This is a genomic window from Achromobacter sp. MUI-25009338 (assembly GCF_057359325.1).
Genome location: NZ_CM170627.1, coordinates 3,539,307 through 3,557,604 on the forward strand (window position 1 = coordinate 3,539,307; position 18,298 = coordinate 3,557,604).

The following is an 18,298-nucleotide window of genomic DNA, read 5'->3' on the forward strand; positions in this document are numbered from 1 at the left end:
GAGGCTGCCATGGTCAAACTCATCAAGCGCTACTGGAACATCGTCCGCCGGCCCAGCGTGCATTTCAGCCTGGGCTTCCTGACGGTGGGCGGGTTCATCGGCGGCATCCTGTTCTGGGGCGCCTTCAACACCGCCATGGAGCTCACCAACACCGAGAAGTTCTGCACCGGCTGCCACGAGATGCGCGACAACGTATACGCCGAGCTCAAGGGCACCATCCACTTCACCAACCGCTCGGGCGTGCGGGCGCTGTGCTCGGACTGCCACGTCCCGCACAACTGGACCGACAAGATCGCGCGCAAGATGCAGGCCTCCAAGGAGGTGTGGGGCAAGATCTTCGGCACCATCGACACGCGCGAGAAGTTCGTCGACAAGCGGCTCGAACTGGCGCAGCACGAATGGGCGCGCTTCAAGGCCAACGATTCGCTGGAATGCCGCAACTGCCACAACTACGACTACATGGACTTCACGCGCCAGAGCGTGCGCGCGCAGAACATGCATTCCACCTATCTGGCCGACAAGAGCAAGACCTGCATCGACTGCCACAAGGGCATCGCCCACCAGTTGCCCAACATGGGGCCGGGCGGCGCTTCGATGGGGGCCGCCCCGGAGGCGGGCAAAGAGGTCGCGCGTGCGTCCCGCTGACGCGCCGCCGCCCATGCTGGGCGCGCGCGGCCTGGTCGGCCGCCGCGGCGGCGCGGCGCCGGTGGATTTCGAGCTGTACGCCGGCCAGCTGCTGCACGTGCGCGGCGCCAACGGCAGCGGCAAGACCAGCCTGCTGCGCACCCTGGCCGGGCTGCTGCGCCCGCAGGCCGGCAGCGTGCTGTGGCGTGGCGCCGACGCGCGCCGCGACCTGCCGGCGTACCACGCCGGCATGGCGTTCCTGGCGCATGGCAATGGCCTGTGCGCCGAACTGACCGCGGCCGAGAACCTGCGCTACGCGCTGCACGTCGCCGGCACGCCGCAGGCGGCGCCGCGCATTGCCGAGACCCTGCGCGGCTGGCGCCTGGAGCGCTGCGCCGACGTGCCCGCCCGGCGCCTGTCCCAGGGGCAGAGCCGGCGGCTGGCGCTCGCGGCCATCGTGCTGGGCGCCAAGCCGCTGTGGCTGCTGGACGAGCCCGACGCCGGCCTGGACGCGCCCAGCCTGGCGCAGCTGCACGCCGCGCTGCAAGCCCATCTGGCCGCCGGCGGCGCGGCCGTGGTGGCCTCGCACCGCGAGCCGGGCACGGCCGCGGCGCAAACCCAAACCCTGGACATGGATGACTACGCGGATGCTGGGCACGCTGTCGCAGTTGGCGTTACGTGAGATCCGGCAGGCCTGGAGACGGCCGGCGGATACGCTGGGCGCCACCCTGTTTTTCGTCGTGGCGGGCTCGATGTTCCCGCTGGCGGTAGGACCCGACCCGGCGCTGCTGGCGGCCATCGGGCCGGGCGTGCTGTGGGTCTGCGCGCTGCTCGGCGTGCTGCTGACCCTGAACCGTCCCTTCGCGCAGGATTACGAGAACGGCGCGCTGGAACAGCTGCTGGTGTCGCCGCATCCGCTGCCGCTGCTGGTGGGCGCCAAGCTGGCCGCGCACTGGTTCAGCAGCTGCCTGCCGCTGATCCTGGCCAGCCCGGTACTGGCCCTGCAGTTCGGCCTGCCGCCACAGGCCATCGGCATCCTGGCGCTGTCGCTGCTGCTGGGCACGCCCACGCTGGCGCTGGTGGGCGGACTGGGCGCGGCGCTGACGCTGGGCCTGCGCGGCGGCGCGCTGCTGCCCCTGCTGGTGCTGCCCCTGTACGTGCCGGTGCTGATCTTCGGCGCCGGCGCGGTGTCGGCCGCCCATGACGGCATGGGCGCCGGCCCGCAGCTGTCGCTGCTGGGCGCGGGCCTGTGCCTGGCCATACTGCTGTGCCCCTGGAGCGCCTCGGCGGCGCTGCGCGTGGCGCTGGACTGACGCCATGCAGAATCCGCCCCTCAACTCATATCCCGCCGCCGGCGCGTCCTGGCTGCGCTACGCCTCGCCGGCGCTGTTCTACCCACTGGCCGGACGGCTGATTCCGTGGCTGGCGCTGGCCGCGGCGCTGCTGGGCGGCGCCGGGCTGGTCGTGGGCCTGGCCGTGGCCCCCACCGACAGCCAGCAGGGCGAGGTCTACCGCATCCTGTTCATCCACGTGGCGGCGGCCTGGATGTCCATGTTCCTGTACCTGGTGATGGCGCTGTACGCGGCGCTGGGCCTGGTCTTCAACACCCGCCTGTCGTTCATGATGATGCGGGCGCTGGCGCCCACCGGCGCGCTCTTCACCTTCCTGACGCTGTGGACCGGCGCGCTGTGGGGCAAGCCGACCTGGGGCACGTGGTGGGTCTGGGACGCGCGCCTCACGTCCGAGCTGATCCTGCTGTTCCTGTACCTGGGCTTCATGGCGCTGCAGGCCGCCTGCGACGACGCCCAGCGCGCCGACCGCGGCGGCGCCATCCTGCTGCTGGCCGGCGTGATCAACGTGCCCATCATCTATTTCTCGGTGCGCTGGTGGAACACCCTGCACCAGGGCGCTTCCATCAACCTGACCGCCGCGCCCAGCATGGCCGGCATCATGGTCACCGCGATGCTGCTGATGGTGGCCGCGTTCTGGCTCTACAGCGCGGCGGCCGGGCTGGCGCGCGTGCGCGGCATCATCGCCGAGCGCGAGCCGGCCGCCATCGGGCGCGCCGCGCGGGAGGCGCGATGAGCTGGGACGCGCTGTTCTCGATGCAGGGCCACGGCCCTTACCTGCTGGGCGCCTACGGCGTGACGCTGGCGCTGATCGGCGTCGAAGCGTTCGTGCTGTGGCGCCGCGCCCGCGCCCGGCGCGCGGCGCGGCAGGCGCAACCCGGCGGAGGCCGCCCATGAGCCCGCGCAAGCGCCGCGCCCTGGCGATCGCCGGCGGCCTGGGGCTGCTGGCCCTGGCCGCCGCGCTGGTGCTCAATGCGCTGCAATCGAACCTGGTGTTCTTCTTCAGCCCGACCCAGGTGGTGGCCAGGGAAGCGCCGGCCAGCGGCAGCTTCCGCGTGGGCGGCCTGGTCGAACAGGGGTCGCTGCGGCGCGAGGCCGATGGCCTGACGCTGAGCTTCGTGGTGACGGACACCGCGCACACCGTGCCGGTGAGCTACCAGGGGCTGCTGCCGGACCTGTTCCGCGAGGGCAAGGGCGTGGTGGTGGCCGGCAAGCTCGGCGCCGACGGCGTGTTCCGCGCCACCGAGGTGCTGGCCAAGCACGACGAGAACTACATGCCGCCCGAAGCGGCCGACGCCATCAAGCGCGCCGGCGCCGCGCCCGCCCATCTGATGCGGGAGGCGCAATGATTCCGGAGATCGGCCTGTTCAGCCTGATCCTGGCGCTGCTGACGGCGCTGGCCCAGGGCATACTGCCGCTGGTGGGCGCGGCCACCGGCTGGCAGGCCGGGCTGCGGGTGGCGCGACCGGCCGCCGTCGGGCAGTTCGGCCTGACCACGGTGGCCTTCTGCTGCCTGGCCTGGGCCTTCGTGGACAACGATTTCTCGGTGCTGTACGTGGCCGCCAATTCCCATGCCGACCTGCCCGCCGGCTACCGGTTCGCGGCGGTTTGGGGCGGGCACGAGGGATCGCTGCTGCTGTGGCTGTACCTGCTGACCGCCTGGACGCTGGCGGTGGCCTTGTGCAGCCGCCGGCTGCCGCTGCCTTTCGTGGGACGGGTGCTGGCCGTGATGGGCTGGATCAGCGTGGGCTTTCTGCTGTTCCTGCTATTCCTGTCCAATCCGTTCGAACGCCTGATGCCGCCGGCCATGTCCGGGCGCGACCTGAATCCGCTGCTGCAGGACCCGGGCATGATCGTGCATCCGCCCATGCTGTACATGGGTTATGTCGGCTTTTCCGTGGCCTTCGCCTTCGCCATCGCGGCGCTGCTGTCCGGCGAGCTGGACGCGATGTGGGCGCGCTGGGTGCGGCCGTGGACGCTGGCGGCCTGGACCTTCCTGACCGTAGGCATTCTGCTGGGCAGCGCCTGGGCCTACTACGTGCTGGGCTGGGGCGGCTGGTGGTTCTGGGACCCGGTGGAAAACGCCTCGTTCATGCCCTGGCTGGCCGGCACCGCCCTGATCCATTCGCTGATCGTGACCGAGCGCCGCGGCGCCTTCCGCAGCTGGACGGTGCTGCTGGCCATCTGCGCCTTCTCGCTCAGCATCCTGGGCACCTTCCTGGTGCGCTCGGGCGTGCTGACCTCGGTTCACGCCTTCGCGGTCGACCCGGGCCGCGGCCTGTACATACTCGGGTTCATGACCCTGATCGTGGGCGGCTCGCTGACGCTGTATGCCTGGCGCGCGCCCACGGTGGGCCTGGGCGGCGGCTTCGCCCTGCTGTCGCGCGAATCGCTGCTGCTGTCGAACAACGTGGTGCTGACGGTGGCGGCCGGCTCGGTGCTGCTGGGCACGCTGTATCCAGTGGTGCTGGACGTGCTGGAGTGGGGCAAGATCTCCATCGGCCCGCCCTACTTCGAGGCCGTGTTCGTGCCGCTGATGACGCCGGCCATCTTCCTCATGGGCGTGGGGCCGGTGGCGCGCTGGAAGCAGGCGGAACTGCCGGACCTGGGCCGGCGCCTGCGCGCGGCCTTCGCCGTCAGCGTGGCCACCGCCGTGCTGCTGCCGCTGGCCATGCCCGGCCCGGCGCGGCTGGGCTCGCCCATGGTGATACTGGGGCTGTGGCTGGCGGCATGGTCGGTGGCCAGCGCCGCCGCCCATGCCTGGCAGCGCCTGACCGACGGCGACGGCGACTGGCTGCGCCGTCTGGGCCGCCAGCCGCGCGCCTGGTATGGCATGCTGCTGGCCCACGCCGGCGTGGGCATATTCATCGCCGGCGTCACGCTGGCCAACGGCTACGAGGTCAAGCAGGAATTGCGGCTGGCGCTGGGCGAGACGCGCGAGGCCGGCGGCTACCGCTTCACCTTCGCCGGCCTGGGGCCGGCCGCCGGCCCCAACTACAGCGCGCAGCGCGCGGTCTTCACGGTGACGCGCGACGGCAGGCCGGTGACCACGCTCTATCCGGAAAAGCGTCTCTACACCGTGCAGGACATGGCGCTCAGCCAGGCCGACATCGACAGCGGCTTTACCCGCGACCTGTTCGTGGCGCTGGGCGAACCGGTGGGCGATCAGGCCTGGACGGTGCGCCTGCAGGTCAAGCCTTTCATGACCTGGATCTGGTCGGGCTGCATCCTGATGGCGCTGGGCGGGCTGCTGGCGGCCGGCGACAAGCGCTACCGCCGCGCGCTGGAGGCGCAGGCGCGCATGCCCGCGCCGGTGGCCGCGCCCACCCGGGAGGGCGCCTGATGCTGCGTTACCTGCTGCCGCTGGCCGCTTTCCTGGCGATGGCCGTGTTCCTGGCGATGGGGCTGTCGCGCGATCCGCGCGCGGTGCCCTCGGTCCTGATAGACAAGCCGGCCCCGGCCATCGGCCTGCCGGTGCTGCTGGCGCCGGACCGGAAACTGGACGTGCAGGCGCTGCGCGGGCAGGTCTGGCTGCTGAACGTGTGGGCGTCGTGGTGCGGCCCCTGCCGCGACGAACTGCCGGTGCTGCGCGAGGTCTCGCAGCGCCACGGCATCCCCCTGTACGGCCTGAACTACAAGGACAAGCCGGACGACGCCACCGCCTGGCTGGCGCGCAACGGCAACCCGTACATCGCCTCGGCCAGCGACGCCGACGGCCGCATCGGCATCGAGTACGGCGTGTACGGCGTGCCGGAGACTTTCGTGATCGACAAGCAAGGACGCATCCGCTACAGGCAGCTCGGCCTCATCACGCCCGAGATCTGGAGCGCCCGCATGCTGCCCGTGATCGAGGCGCTGCAATGAAGGCGGCGGCCATGCTCGCGGCGCTGGCGCTGGTCCTGGCGCAGGCGCAGGCCCAGGTCCAGGCCCCGGCGGCGGCCGCGCCGGCGCTGTCGGCCGAACAGGAGCAGCGCGCCGACAAGCTGGCGCACGGCCTGCGCTGCCTGGTGTGCCAGAACCAGACCCTGGCCGAATCCAACGCGCCGCTGGCGCAGGACATGCGCGACCTGATCCGCGGCCAGCTGGCCGCCGGCAGGACCGATGCGCAGATCATGCGTTTCTTCGAGGAGCGCTACGGCGACTTCGTGCGCTACGACCCGCCGTTCAAGCCGATCACCTGGCTGTTGTGGCTGGGCCCGTTCGCGCTGCTGGCGCTGGGCTTCGCCGTGCTGCTGCGCACGCTCAGGCGGCGCGCCGGCGCGCGCGCGCCGCTGACCGCCGACGAGCGCGAACGCGCCGCCCGTTTCCTGGACACCGGCTCATGACCGCGCTCTGGATTGCCGTGCTCGTGCTGCTGCTGGCGACCCTGCTCTGCCTGATCCCGCCGCTGCTGCGCCGCGCGCCGGCGGCGCAGGCCGCCGAGGCCAGTGTGCGCGCCTTTTACCTGGCGCAGCGCGAGCAGCTGGAGCGCGACCTGAAGAACGGCAGCCTCAGCCCCGAGGCCCGGGCCCGCGCCGAAGAGGAACTGCAGCGCGACCTGCTGCAGGACCTGGCGCTGCGCCGCAGCCGGGCCGCGCCGTGGGCCGGCCAGCGCGCCGGCGTGGCCGCCGCCTGCCTGCTGAGCGTGCTGATTCCGGTGGCGGCGGTGCTGCTTTACGGCCAGCTGGGCAATCCGCGCGCGGCGGCCAGCGCGGCCGCGGTCGTGGCCGCCGCCGAGCCGCACGCGGGCGCCTCCAACGACGATATGGCGATGGCGATCAACGCGCTGGCCCGGCGCCTGCGGTCCGCCCCCGACGACCCCGACGGCTGGTATGTGCTGGCGCGCTCTTACGAAACCCTGGGACGCTACAGCGACGCGGTGGCCGCCTACCGGCAGGTGCTGCGCCTGGCGCCGGACCAGCCGGCGGTGCTGGCCGACCTGGCCGACGCGCTGCTGTCGGCCAACCAGGGCGCGCCCGACGCCGAATCGATCGCCGCCGTCGCGCAGGCCCTGGCGGCCCAGCCCGACCAGCCCAAGGCCCTGGCCTTGGCCGGCATGATGGCGCTGCGCCGCGGCGACGCGGCCGAGGCGCTGGCGCACTGGGAGCGCCTGCAGGCGCGGCTGCCGCCCGACTCGGAAGCGGCGCGCCAGATCCAATCGAATATCGCGCAGGCGCGCGCCATGGCGACGGGTTCGCCGCCGCCGAACGCGGCCACCGCAGCCAAGGCCACGGCCCGCATCAGCGGACGCGCCCGCATCGCCGATGCGCTGCGCGCGCAGGTCCAGCCCACCGATACCGTATTCATCCTGGCGCGGCCGGAGGACGGCCCGCGCATGCCGCTGGCGATCCTGCAGATGCAGGTCTCCGACCTGCCGCGCGATTTCGTGCTCGACGACAGCAGCGCGATGTCGCCGCAGGCGACCCTGTCGGGCGCCAGCAAGGTGCGCGTGGAGATCCGGGTAAGCCGCGCGGGCGCGGCGGCCGCCCGGCCCGGAGACCTGGGCGGCGCGCTGGCCGGCGTGGCCGTGCCCAGCGACGGCGTCGACCTGGTGGCCGATACCGTCGTGCGCTAGCGTCAGGCGCGCTCGATGCGGGCCGGCAGGCCCTGGCGCACCGCCGCGCCCGAGACCCAGTCGATCCAGACGTTGGCGTGCGCGCCGCGCGTGGCGTCGCCGAAGCCCAGGTCGTTCAGGTTCACGCCCGCGCTCAGCGCCGGATCGTGCGGCATGGGCTTGCCGTCCACGATATGCGCGCGCACGCCCAGCTCGGTATGGCCGTAGCCGTGCTCGATGCCGACCGCGCCCGGCTGGATGCCGTCGCGTAGCAGCGCCAGCCCGGTGACCGCGCCACCCGGCGTCACGATGCGCACCGGATCGCCGTTGCGCAGGCCCAGGCGCTCGCCGTCCTGGCGGTTGATCGACACCGGGTTGTGCGGATGCACCTGGCGCAGGCGGCTCACGCCGATGGACATGGAGCTCATCAGGTTGGACTTGAACGAGCTGAGCAGGAACGGCCATTCCTGCCTGCCGTATTCGGCGCGCATGTCGCGGCCGTCGGCCAGGCGCGTCGGATACCAAGTCGGACAGCCGCTGTAGCGCTCGCCGGTGAGCGAATGGCGAAAGCCCGCCAGCTCCTCGCTCCAGACCGTCAGCGGCTTGGCATAGGCCGCGCGCAGGCGGCGCGCGGCGCCCTCGCCGACCCAGGCGTCCTCCATCTTGTCGAAGCGGCCGCCGCGGCTCATCAGCATCGCGACCTGGCGCCACTCGCCCGGCTTGAGCTTTTGCTGCAGCAGGTCCTTGTAGCGGTCCACGCCGGTCAGCGCCATGTCTTCGTCGCTGGCCTCGGGCACCGGGCGGCCCGCGGCGAACGCGATATTGGCCATGCCGCGCAGGAAGAAGTCCTCGGGCGTGTCCAGCGCATACTTGCCGCCCTCCTTGTCCGAGATCGCGCCGGCGCCGAAGCCCGGCATGTCCAGCCGCTTGGCGCAGGCGATCAGGAAGGTCTCCAGGCACACCGGCTCGCCGGCGGCCGTACGCGCCACGCGCGGCTGCACGGCCGGCCAGCGCACGGTGGAGGCCTTGGCCACCACGTCGGCCCACGGCGCCGACACGCCCCAGCTTTCGTAGGTCACGGTGTCGGGCACGATATAGTCGGCCAGCGCGTTGGTTTCGTTGATGAAGGGATTGATCGACACCGACAGCGGCAGCAGGCGCGGGTCTTTCAGCTTGTCGGCCACGACGTTGCGGAAGCCGGCGACGCCGTAGACCGGGTTGCCCATGTGGTTGAACCAGACCTTGGCGCGGTACGGATAGCCCGCCAGCGCGGAGGCCAGCATCTCGGAGCTGAGCCCGCCAGTGGCCGGATACCAGGGCGCTTCGGCCGGATAGACGGGCTGGCCGGCGGCCTGCTTGCGCTTGAATTCGCTGGACTTCTCGTACGGGAAGCGGTTGCGCGACAGCGGCACGCCCTTGGGCGCGGCGCGGTTGGCGAAGCCGGCGATGTTGTAGCGCGGCCCCGGGCCGTAGGGCGGGAACGGGCCGCCGTCCAGCAGCAGGCCGCCCTCCACGTTCAGGTTGCCCACCAGCGTGTTGAGCATGGCGATGGCGTACGCGGTGTAGAAGCCCGCGCCGCTCATGGTGCCGCCGTGCGCGTCGGCCACGGCGCGCTTGCCGTAGCTGGTGAAGCGCTCGGCCAGCGCAGCGATCTTCGCGGCCGGCACGCCGCTCAGTTCGGCATACTCGTCCAGCGTCTTGCGGCGCGCTTCCTCGCGCAGCAGCGACAGCGAGGAGCGCACGCGCAGCGACTGCGGCGCGCCCTGCATGCCGGGCGCGGCCACGGCCTGGTCCACGAACAGCGCGGCCGGCACGGCCGAGGTGTGCGGCGCCAGCGTGCCGTCCTCCAGGCGCACCACGTACACGTCTTCCCACTTCTCGCCGGCGTCGGCCGGACGCGGCCAGCCCAGGTCGGCGCCGCGCAGGAAACTGCCCTGGCGCGGATGGCCTGCTTCGGCCACGACCAGGTGGGTGGCATTGGTCCAGGCCGCCTCGCCGGCGGCCTGCATGGCGGCCGGGCCGGGCTGCGACAGCATGCGGGCGTCGAAGCGTTCGTGCTCCAGCATCCAGCGGATCATGCCCATCACCAGCGCCAGGTCGCCGGCCGGGTTGACCGGCAGCCACTCGTTGCCCGTTCCGGCCGACAGGCTGGAGGACGCGGGCAGCATGGGCGACACGACCACATACGAGAAGCCGCTTTCTTCCGGACGCACGCGAGCCTCGGCCAGCTGCCGCGCCTGGCGCTGGAACGGGTTGCCGGCCTGCGCCGGCGAGGTGCCGATGAACAGGCCGAAGCGGGCGTGGTCCCAGTCCGGCTTGCCATGCGGCATGCCCTTCAGGTCGCCGAGCGCGGCGCCCGCGCCCACGCGGAAGCTCTGGCCGCAGTACGAGCCGTGATTGCTGACGTTGACCGTGCCGAACGATTGCGCGGCGAAGCGCTGGATCAGCGGCGTGCGGCCTTCGTTGCCGGCATCGGTGAACAGGAGCTGGTTGACCTTGGCGCCGTATTCCGGGTTCTGCGGGTCCAGCGGCGTCTCGCGGTCGTAGATGGCGCGCAGCCCGTCCACATGGCCTTCGCCGAACAGGTCGCCGCCTTCGCAGACCTCCTGCACCAGCTGCTCGAAGGAGATGGTCTGCCACTTGCCCGCGCCGCGCGGGCCGACCCGCTTGAGCGGCTGCAACACGCGGTAGGGGCTTTCCAGCTGCTCCAGCATGGACGAGCCGCGCGCGCAGGAAGTGGCCCGCCCTTCCAGTCCGTTGTCGCCGCCCAGCTGCGCGTAGACGTCGCGCACCGGCGTCTCCATCGCGGCCGGCTGGGTGGTGGCCAGCGGATGGTAGGGGTTGCCCGCCACCCGCAGGATGCGGTTTTGCTCGGTGTCGACGCGCAGCCGCACGCCGCACTGGGTCCAGCAGCCCAGGCAGCTGGAAGGGCTGACGGTCTGGCCCGGCTGGGCGCTCAGCGCGCCGGTCAGCGGGTCGATGCGGAACTCCGGGGTCAGCGAATTGCCGCGCACGGCGTGCGCCGTGGGCGCGCCGGCCGTGCCCTGCGCCAGTCCCTTGACCGCGCGCGCCACGGTTTCGCCGTAGCCGGCCGCGAAGGCCGCCATGCCGCCGGCGACCAGGCCGCCGCGCACCATCAGTTTGCGCCGCGCTTCGTCGCGCGGCTGCTCCGGCGCTGCGCCAGGCTTGTCGTCTTTGTGTTGCTTGTCCATTGCTTCGTCTTCCAGGTTCTTGCGTCAGGCCGATGCCGTGCCCGGCTTGCGCGCCGGGAACAGTTCCAGGGCCCAGGTCACGGCGGCGACCAGCGCCACGCACAGGCCCAGCACGCCCACCATGCCGAGCAGGCCATCGCTGCCCCAGGGCATGTCGTACAGATAGAGGCCGGCGCCGTACTTCGGCACGCCCTGCACGCTCATGAACACGACCCAGCGGAATATCCAGGCGGCGGCCAGCATGGTCAGCGCCAGCGCGGCCGAGGGCAGCGGCTCGGCCAGCGTGCGGGCCGGGCGCTGCAGCAGCGCGATGATGCAGAAGGCCGTGATCACGGCGCCCGCCAGGCTGATGCGCCAGATGGGGAATTGCGCGAACAGGCGCAGGGCCGCGTCGAACGACGGGTCCAGCCCCAGCAGGCCCAGCAGCGCCCAGGCGCCGGCGCCCAGCGCCATCATCACCACGGCGGTCACGCTCAGGCGGCGCAGCATGTCCACCGGCAAGGCGCGCATGCCGCCGGGCAGCCAGCGGCCCATCAGGAACATGGCGCCCAGCGCGCCCAGCCAGGCGGTCAGCGCGAAGTTCACGGGCAGGAACACCGTGTGCCACAGCGGCCGCGAACGCAGCACCATGACTTCGGCGCCGGTATAGACCAGGATGGACAGCGCCGACAGCGCCAGCAGCGTGGCCGTCGCGCGCAGCACGCCGACGCGGCCCCACCACCAGGCCGCGCTGAACAGCAGCGCCAGGCCCACGAAGGCCGGCAGCAGCAGCGCGCCCAGCCACATCCACGACCAGGGCGTGAGCTGGGTATAGAAATGCCAGAAGCGGCCCGGCTGGTGCAGGTCGGCCAGCAGCGACACGGGCGCGGCGATGGCGCTGACCAGCAGCACCGCCACCGCCGCCGGCAGCAGCCGGCGCGCGGAAGACCCTTCGCGCCCGAAGGCCGAGAAGGCGGCGGTCAGCGCCGTGGTGGCGCTGATGCCGATGAGGAAGAAGTACTGCACCGCCCAGGGCAGCCAGGCGGCGTCGTAGACCGGCGTGAGCAATTCGGAGATCTGCATGGATATCCCCTTCAATGGGCGCCGGCCAGCCGCACGCCGGCCTGGCCGTCGACCTGGTGGACGAACGCATCGGGCAGGCCGATGTAATAGACGTGGGGATCGGTCTTCATCTCGGGCTTGAGCACCTTGACCTCGTCCTTGTGCTCGGCCAGCAGCCGCGAAATCGCGCTATCCGGATCGTTCAGGTCGCCGATCACGCGGGCGCCGCCCACGCAGCTTTCCACGCAGGCCGGCAGCAGGCCGGCCTCCAGCCGGTGCTCGCAGAACGTGCACTTGTCCGCGGTCTGGGTTTCGTGGTTGATGAAGCGGGCGTCGTAAGGACAGGCCTGCACGCAATACGCGCAGCCGACGCAGCGCTCGTTGTCGACCAGCACGATGCCGTCCTCGCGCTGGAACGTGGCCTGCACCGGACAGACCGGCACGCAGGGCGGGTTGTCGCAGTGGTTGCACAGGCGCGGCAGCATCACCATCGCGGCCGGGCCGTCGTCGGGCTTGACCTCGTATTGCAGAACGGTGGTGCGGAACTGGCCGATGGGGGGCAGGTTCTCCATGGAACAGCTGACCGTACAGGATTGGCAGCCGATGCATTTGCGCATGTCCACCACCATGCCGTAGCGCTTGCCCGCCATGCCGGGGCGGCGCGGCGGCTGCCCGTTGAGGCCGGCGGCCTCGGCATGGATGGGAATGACGGTCGCCGCCGCCCCCAGCCCGAGTAGTCCTTTGAGGAAGCCACGTTTACCCGGCAAAGGCGTTTCCGGGGGGCTGGCGGGGGGATGCATACGGTTCTCCAAGCGCATAAGTGTTACGTGAATAAACTTATCACTCGGGATTATATAGAGGCTTGATATGAATCAACGGGGGACGGATTAATCGAGAATCCGTCCCCAAAATGCCTCGCCGGGTCAGTCCGCCGGCCTGAGCGCCCTGCTCCAGACGGCCAGTTTCTGCTCGAACGAGGCCGCGGCGTGGGCCGGGCTGGTCGAGGGCAGCGCGACGTATTCCAGCCCGGCGTCCAGGCCCGGCAGGACGTGGCGCCGGTACAGCGCGGCGGCCTTGGCGCCGTTGAAGCAGACCCGCGCGATGCCCGGGTGCCGTTCCAGGAATGCGGCGAAATCGTTGGCCACCAGCGTATCGGCGCGGATGTCGGCGTCCAGGCTGCCCGGGCGTTCGCAGGCTTGCAGCACGTCCCATAAGGCGACTCCGCCCGCCTGCAGCGCGGCCAGCCGGGCCGCGTAGTCCAGCGCCGGATCGAAGCCGAAAACGCGGGCCGCGATGGGCCAGAAGGCGTTGCGCGGATGCGCGTAATAGCGGGCCTGCCTGAGCGAGGCCACGCCGGGCATGGAGCCCAGCACCAGGACGCGCGCATCGGCGCGCGCCACCGGCGCGAAGCCCTGCACCCGGTCGTCATGCCCTGCCCGGGCCGGGTCTGTGGAACGTTGCATGGCCACAGAATACGCCAACGGCAAAATCCCGCGCCATCGTTCAGCTTATGGAACAGTGCTTATCAATGGCAGGGGCTACCGCCAGCGGCCTTGCGCCCTTATCTTCATAGACATGACGAACGGCCCCGATGGGGCCGCGCAACAGGAAATACAACCATGAAGAAGATCCTCGGTTTGCATGCCAGCCCCCGTCCCCACTGGGTGGGCGACGGCTTCCCGGTTCGCTCTATGTTCTCCTATAGCGACAAGGGCAAGAACACCAGCCCGTTCCTGCTGCTGGATTACGCCGGCCCGGCCCGCTTCGAGCCGGCCGACCAGCCGCGCGGCGTGGGCCAGCATCCGCATCGCGGCTTCGAAACCGTGACCATCGTCTACAGCGGCGAAGTCGAGCACCGCGATTCCACCGGCAAGGGCGGCGTCATCGGTCCCGGCGACGTGCAATGGATGACCGCCGCCTCGGGCATTCTGCACGAGGAATTCCATTCCCATGAATTCACCCGCAAGGGCGGAGAACTGGAAATGGTGCAGCTGTGGGTCAACCTGCCGGCCAAGGACAAGAAGGCCCCGGCGGGCTACCAGAGCATCCTCGACGCCGACATCCCGGCGGTGGCGCTGCCGGACGGCGCGGGCACGCTGCGCGTGATCGCGGGCGACTACGCGGGCCACGCGGGGCCGGCGCGCACCTTCACGCCCATGGACGTGTGGGACGTGCGCATGAGCGCCGGCAAGTCGGCGACCTTCCCGATCGCCGCCGGCCGCAACAGCATGCTGGTGACGCTGCGCGGCACGGTGCTGGTCAACGGCGAAACCGTCGCCCGCGACGCGCAGCTGGCGCTGTTCTCGCAGGACGGCGAGGACATCAGCATCGAGGCCAACAACGATGCGGTGTTCCTGATCCTGAGCGGCGAGCCCATCGACGAGCCGGTGGTCGGCTACGGCCCCTTCGTGATGAACTCCCAGGCCGAGATCGTCGAGGCCATCCAGGACTTCAACGCCGGGCGTTACGGCCAGATGCATTGAAGCGCCGGGGCCGGCGGCGGCCGGCCCCGCAACGGGTTTTCCGCCGGGCCGGCGCGCCTAGGGCTGCTCGGCGATTCCCGCCTGCTCCACGATCCTGGTCCAGCGCGCTTCCTCCTGCTTCACGTACGCGTCCAACTCCTCGGGCGTTCCGACCTGGGCGGCCAGTCCTTCCAATTCCAGCGCCGCCTGGAACGCCTGGTCCGTCGAGACCTTCTTGATCGCGGCGTTGAGGCGGTCGATGACGGGCCTGGGCGTGCCCTGGGGCACGAACACGCCATACCAGCTGTCGACGAAGTAGTCCGGCTCGCCGGACTCGGCCACGGTCGGCACGCCCGGATAGGCGGGCGAACGGTTCTTGGTCGTCACCGCCAGCGCGCGCAATTGCCGGTTCTTGACCTGGCCGCTGACGCTGGCCGAGGTCGAGAAGATCATGTCGATCTGGCCGCCGATCAGATCGTTGATGGCGGGTCCCGCCCCCTTGTACGGCACGTGCAGGATGTCGGCCCTGCCCAGGCTCTTGAACAGCTCGCCCGCCAGGTGCGCGGAGGTGCCGTTGCCATAGGAGCCGAACGTCAGCTTGCCCGGATTGGCGCGGGCATAGGCCAGGATGTCCCGCACGCTGTTGAAGCGGGACTTGGCGGACACGACCAGGACGTTGGGCGATTTGCCTATCATCGCCACCGCCGCGAAGGCCTGGTCTGTGTCGTAGGGCAGCTTTTTCTGCATGGCCGGATTCACGGCGTGGGCGAAGGTCGCCATCAGCATGGTGTAGCCGTCCGCCGGGCTTTTGGCCACGTTTTCGGTGCCGATGATGGTGCTGCCGCCGGGCCGGTTCTCGACGATGACGGACTGCCCCAGTTCATCGGTCAGTCCCTTGGCCAACTGGCGCGCGACGATGTCGGTGCCGCCGCCCGGCGTGAACGGCACCACGATGCGCAGCGGCCGTTCCGGAAAAGCGGCCTGCGCCGGCGCCGCCGCCAGAACGCCCGCCACCGCCGCCGCGGCGGCCAGGGCCCGGACGCATCGCGTCGATATGCTGCTGAAGTTCATTGTCGTCTCCTCGTGTTTTTTAACGCCCGTACGCTCAAGGCGCACGGGGATGGTCCAGCACCGCGACGCCGTCGGCCGCGCATACGCCCTGCCCCATGCGCCTGACGAACAGCGGATTGATCTCCGCCTCGGCCAGCCGGTCCTGCAATGCCTGCGCCATGCGGGCGAAGGCCAGCACGGCCTCGACCAGAGCCGGCACGTCGGCCCGTTCGCGGGCGCGATAGCCGTCCAGCAAGGGCCAGGTCTTCAGGCGCCGCAAGGCCGCCTCGACCTGCGCGGGCGTCAGCGCCGCGCCGTCTTCTGGCAGCAACAGCAGCGTGGTGTCGCGGATCAGTTCGGCGACGACGCCGCCCATGCCCAGCAGAATCGCCGCGCCCAGCGGGTCCTTGTGCAGCCCGACGATCACTTCGGCGGCCCCGGTCACCATCTCCTGGACCAGGAAGGCGTCGGGCCGGCGGCCCGTATGCCGCTGCACGTCATCGGCCATCCGCCGCAGGCGGGCCGCCACGTGTTCGGCCGGCACGCCGACCGCCACGCCGCCCACGTCGCTCTTGTGCGTGATCTCGCTGGACAGCAGCTTCAACACGACGCGGGGCCCGAGTTGCCGCGCCGCCTCGGCGGCCTGTTCCTCGGTATGCACCACGATTTCCCGGACGCCCGGAATCCCGAAGCGGGCGAACAGCGCCTTGGCCTGGGCTTCGTCCAGCTGTCCCTGCCCGGGGCAGTCCACCGGAGCGCGCGGCGCCGGCGCGACGGCTTCGGCCTGCGCCGGCAGGCCGCGCGGGCGCGCCTGCCACATGGCCGACAAGGCGGCGCTGACGCTCTCGGGCGTATGGAAGGCCGGGATGCCGTAGCGGCCCAGCGTCTCGGCAGCCTGCGGCGCGTGCGGGCTGATGTAGGCCAGCAGCGGCTTGTCCGAAAGCGCCAGCGTGTCCTTCAGCGCGCCGGCCATCAGTTCGGGCCGGGCCACGCCGGACGAACCCACGATGACCACCATCGCGTCGTACTGGTCGCTCTCCAGCACGATGCGGATGGCGCCGCGCAGCAGTTCGGGCTGCAGGCCCGCCAGCGTCACGTCGATGGGATTGCGGTCCAGCGCCGCATGGTCGCCGGTCTGCAGCGCCCGCAGGGCCGCGCCGCAGCGCGCATCGGGCGCGGGCAGCGCGAAGCCCGCCACGCCCAGGCTGTCGGCCACCAGGGTGCCCGCGCCGCCGGTCGAGGTCAGGATGGCGACCCGGCGCCCGCCCAGCGGACGTCCGCTGGCCAGGGCCAGCGGAATGTCCAGCAGATCGGAAAACGTCTGCGCGCGGATGATGCCGGTTTCTTCGAACAGCGCGCCGTACATGGCGTCGGCGCCGGCCAGCGCGCCCGTGTGCGAGGCCGCGGCCTGCGCGCCCGAGTCGGAGCGGCCGATCTTGAACGCCACCACGGGCTTGCCCGCGCGGGCGGCCTTGCGCGCCGCCGCGCGGAACGTCCGGGGATTGCGGATGCTCTCGACGTAGAGCGCGATCACGCGGGTCGCGGGGTCGTCGGCCAGCGCGTCGACGAAATCCGCCAGGTCCAGGTCGACCTCGTTGCTGGTGGAAATCAGCTTGGAAAACCCGATGCCGCGCGCCGTGGCCCGCGACAGCAGCGCGCCCAGGATGCCGCCGCTTTGCGACACCAGGCCGATGCCGCCGCTGACCAGGCCGTCCATCTCCAATGCGCCGCTGGCCGACAGCACGATGCGGTCGGTCAGGTTGACCAGGCCGATCGTGTTCGGCCCGAGTATGCGCATGGCGCCCGCCGCCTCGCGCAGCTCGCGCTGGCGGCGCGCGCCCGCCTCGCCGGTTTCCGAATAGCCGCTGGCCAGCACGATGGCCGCGCCCGCGCCGATATCGGCCAGCTCGCGCACGGCCTGCTGCGTGCGATCGGCGCCCAGCAGCACGATGGCCACGTCCGGCGCCTGCGGCAGCGAACGCACGTCCGGATAGCAGGCCAGCCCGTCGATCTCGGACGCTTTGGGATTCACGGGGTAGATGGCTCCCTGGAAACCGTGCTTGCGCAGGTACGCCACCGGCCGGCCCGAGGTCTTGGCGGGATCGGCCGAAGCGCCCACCACCGCCACGCTGCGCGGACGCAGCAGTTTCTCCAGCGCGCTCATTTGGACTGCCTCGCGGCCAGGAACGCGGCCACCGACTCGCGGTGCTCGGCGCTGGTGTAGCAGATGCCCTGCGCCTGGCTGCCCATGGCGAAGACCTGGTCGGCCGTCAATTCGGAACTCTGGTCCAGGATGGACTTGCTCAATGCCAGCGCGGTGGCCGAGCCCCGCGCGAGTTCGGCGGCCCAGGCCTGGGCGGCGCCCAGCTCCTCGCCCGCGGGCGCGAGCCGGTCGGCGATGCCCAGCCGCAGCGCTTCGTCGGCCTGCACCTTGCGGCCGGAATAGATCAGTTCCTTGGCGCGCGCCAGGCCCACGCGGCGAGGCAGGAAATACATGCCGCCGCCGTCGGGAATCAGGCCGCGGGCGATGTAGCTCCAGGTGAAGGTCGCGGCTTCGGAAGCCACGATGAAATCGCAGCTCAGGGCCGTGTCCGCGCCCAGCCCCGCGGCCGCGCCATTGACCGCCGCGATCGTCGGCTTGGGCATGCGGAACAGCAGGTTGACCGCATGATGCACGCGCTGCTGCCGCGACCAGCCGTTGAACCCGACCTCGCCGGCGGGCGCCTCCATGCGGCGCTGCATGCCGGCTATGTCGCCGCCGGCGCAGAAGCCCTTGCCCGCGCCGGTCAGCACCAGCGCGCGGACGGCGCGGTCCTGCGCCACCGCCTCCAGCGCGTGTATCAGTTCGGCGCGCATGGCGTCGCTGATCGCGTTGCGCTTGTCCGGCCGGTTCAGCGTCAGCGTCGCCACGCCGTCCTGCGATTGAAGTCCGATGTATTCGTACCCGCCCATCTCCACGCTCCGTCTTAGGGGTCTGGCCGGCGCGCTCCGTTGCCGGACCCCGCGCTGGCTATGACGACACAGTAG

General features: G+C 71.2%; 18 protein-coding genes. 11 read left to right on the forward strand and 7 right to left on the reverse strand.

Translation table 11 applies throughout. The features are described from left to right. Positions 1-9 precede the first annotated feature (9 nt). From AC1IQ6_RS16775 to ccmI, 10 genes are read left to right on the forward strand one after another with little or no spacing between them, the layout of a single operon-like run. Positions 10-645 (forward strand): cytochrome c3 family protein, encoded by a 636-nt coding sequence (locus tag AC1IQ6_RS16775; RefSeq protein ID WP_479730023.1) that lies wholly within the window; start codon positions 10-12, stop codon positions 643-645. Continuing rightward, the gene (gene ccmA, locus AC1IQ6_RS16780) at positions 632-1,306 is read left to right on the forward strand and encodes a heme ABC exporter ATP-binding protein CcmA (RefSeq protein WP_102771506.1); all 675 of its coding nucleotides are present in this window, start codon (positions 632-634) and stop codon (positions 1,304-1,306) included. Before AC1IQ6_RS16775 ends, ccmA begins: the two co-directional genes overlap by 14 nt. Further along, positions 1,272-1,937: a heme exporter protein CcmB gene (ccmB, locus tag AC1IQ6_RS16785; RefSeq protein WP_102771507.1), complete on the forward strand. Its 666-nt coding sequence runs from the start codon at positions 1,272-1,274 to the stop codon at positions 1,935-1,937. The genes ccmA and ccmB overlap by 35 nt, the downstream gene beginning before the upstream one ends. A gap of 4 nt (positions 1,938-1,941) precedes the next feature. Beyond that, on the forward strand, positions 1,942-2,709 hold the full coding sequence (gene ccmC, locus AC1IQ6_RS16790) for a heme ABC transporter permease CcmC (RefSeq protein ID WP_102771508.1): 768 nt from the start codon (positions 1,942-1,944) through the stop codon (positions 2,707-2,709). Then, on the forward strand, positions 2,706-2,870 hold the full coding sequence (gene ccmD / locus AC1IQ6_RS16795; protein ID WP_102771509.1) for a heme exporter protein CcmD: 165 nt from the start codon (positions 2,706-2,708) through the stop codon (positions 2,868-2,870). Before ccmC ends, ccmD begins: the two co-directional genes overlap by 4 nt. Next, positions 2,867-3,322, forward strand: a complete 456-nt coding sequence (gene ccmE / locus AC1IQ6_RS16800) for a cytochrome c maturation protein CcmE (protein ID WP_102771510.1) — start codon at positions 2,867-2,869, stop codon at positions 3,320-3,322. The genes ccmD and ccmE overlap by 4 nt, the downstream gene beginning before the upstream one ends. After that, positions 3,319-5,316, forward strand: a complete 1,998-nt coding sequence (locus AC1IQ6_RS16805; protein WP_485864983.1) for a heme lyase CcmF/NrfE family subunit — start codon at positions 3,319-3,321, stop codon at positions 5,314-5,316. The genes ccmE and AC1IQ6_RS16805 overlap by 4 nt, the downstream gene beginning before the upstream one ends. Next, a complete protein-coding gene (locus tag AC1IQ6_RS16810; protein ID WP_102771512.1) occupies positions 5,316-5,837 on the forward strand; it encodes a DsbE family thiol:disulfide interchange protein in 522 nt (173 codons plus the stop codon). Before AC1IQ6_RS16805 ends, AC1IQ6_RS16810 begins: the two co-directional genes overlap by 1 nt. Beyond that, the gene (locus AC1IQ6_RS16815) at positions 5,834-6,298 is read left to right on the forward strand and encodes a cytochrome c-type biogenesis protein (RefSeq protein WP_111825418.1); all 465 of its coding nucleotides are present in this window, start codon (positions 5,834-5,836) and stop codon (positions 6,296-6,298) included. The genes AC1IQ6_RS16810 and AC1IQ6_RS16815 overlap by 4 nt, the downstream gene beginning before the upstream one ends. Further along, positions 6,295-7,527 (forward strand): c-type cytochrome biogenesis protein CcmI, encoded by a 1,233-nt coding sequence (ccmI, locus tag AC1IQ6_RS16820; RefSeq protein ID WP_485864984.1) that lies wholly within the window; start codon positions 6,295-6,297, stop codon positions 7,525-7,527. Before AC1IQ6_RS16815 ends, ccmI begins: the two co-directional genes overlap by 4 nt. 2 nt (positions 7,528-7,529) lie before the next feature. Here ccmI and AC1IQ6_RS16825 read toward each other — a convergent pair whose 3' ends face one another. From AC1IQ6_RS16825 to AC1IQ6_RS16840, 4 genes are all read right to left on the reverse strand, one after another. Continuing rightward, positions 7,530-10,718 (reverse strand): molybdopterin dinucleotide binding domain-containing protein, encoded by a 3,189-nt coding sequence (locus tag AC1IQ6_RS16825; protein WP_485864985.1) that lies wholly within the window; start codon positions 10,716-10,718, stop codon positions 7,530-7,532. A gap of 24 nt (positions 10,719-10,742) precedes the next feature. Beyond that, positions 10,743-11,780, reverse strand: coding sequence for an NrfD/PsrC family molybdoenzyme membrane anchor subunit (gene nrfD, locus AC1IQ6_RS16830; protein WP_479730029.1), 1,038 nt, complete (start codon positions 11,778-11,780; stop codon positions 10,743-10,745). A gap of 11 nt (positions 11,781-11,791) precedes the next feature. Next, a complete protein-coding gene (gene dsrO, locus AC1IQ6_RS16835) occupies positions 11,792-12,559 on the reverse strand; it encodes a sulfate reduction electron transfer complex DsrMKJOP subunit DsrO (protein ID WP_102771517.1) in 768 nt (255 codons plus the stop codon). Positions 12,560-12,682: 123 nt separating this feature from the next. After that, entirely contained in the window at positions 12,683-13,120 is a 438-nt protein-coding gene (locus AC1IQ6_RS16840) for a DNA-deoxyinosine glycosylase (RefSeq protein ID WP_246842435.1), read from the reverse strand. Between the two features lie 258 nt (positions 13,121-13,378). Between AC1IQ6_RS16840 and AC1IQ6_RS16845 the strand changes: the two genes are divergently transcribed. After that, on the forward strand, positions 13,379-14,242 hold the full coding sequence (locus tag AC1IQ6_RS16845) for a pirin family protein (protein ID WP_485864986.1): 864 nt from the start codon (positions 13,379-13,381) through the stop codon (positions 14,240-14,242). A gap of 57 nt (positions 14,243-14,299) precedes the next feature. Here AC1IQ6_RS16845 and AC1IQ6_RS16850 read toward each other — a convergent pair whose 3' ends face one another. Genes AC1IQ6_RS16850 through AC1IQ6_RS16860 form a run of 3 tightly spaced genes read right to left on the reverse strand, consistent with a single transcriptional unit; the run spans position 14,300 to position 18,223 of the window. After that, entirely contained in the window at positions 14,300-15,292 is a 993-nt protein-coding gene (locus tag AC1IQ6_RS16850) for a tripartite tricarboxylate transporter substrate binding protein (RefSeq protein WP_485864987.1), read from the reverse strand. 34 nt (positions 15,293-15,326) lie between these two features. Beyond that, a complete protein-coding gene (locus AC1IQ6_RS16855) occupies positions 15,327-17,435 on the reverse strand; it encodes an acetate--CoA ligase family protein (RefSeq protein WP_485864988.1) in 2,109 nt (702 codons plus the stop codon). Continuing rightward, positions 17,432-18,223 carry an enoyl-CoA hydratase/isomerase family protein gene (locus AC1IQ6_RS16860; protein ID WP_102771521.1) on the reverse strand — a complete coding sequence of 264 codons (792 nt, stop codon included), beginning with the start codon at positions 18,221-18,223 and terminating at the stop codon, positions 17,432-17,434. The genes AC1IQ6_RS16855 and AC1IQ6_RS16860 overlap by 4 nt, the downstream gene beginning before the upstream one ends. Between the last annotated feature and the right edge of the window lie 75 nt (positions 18,224-18,298).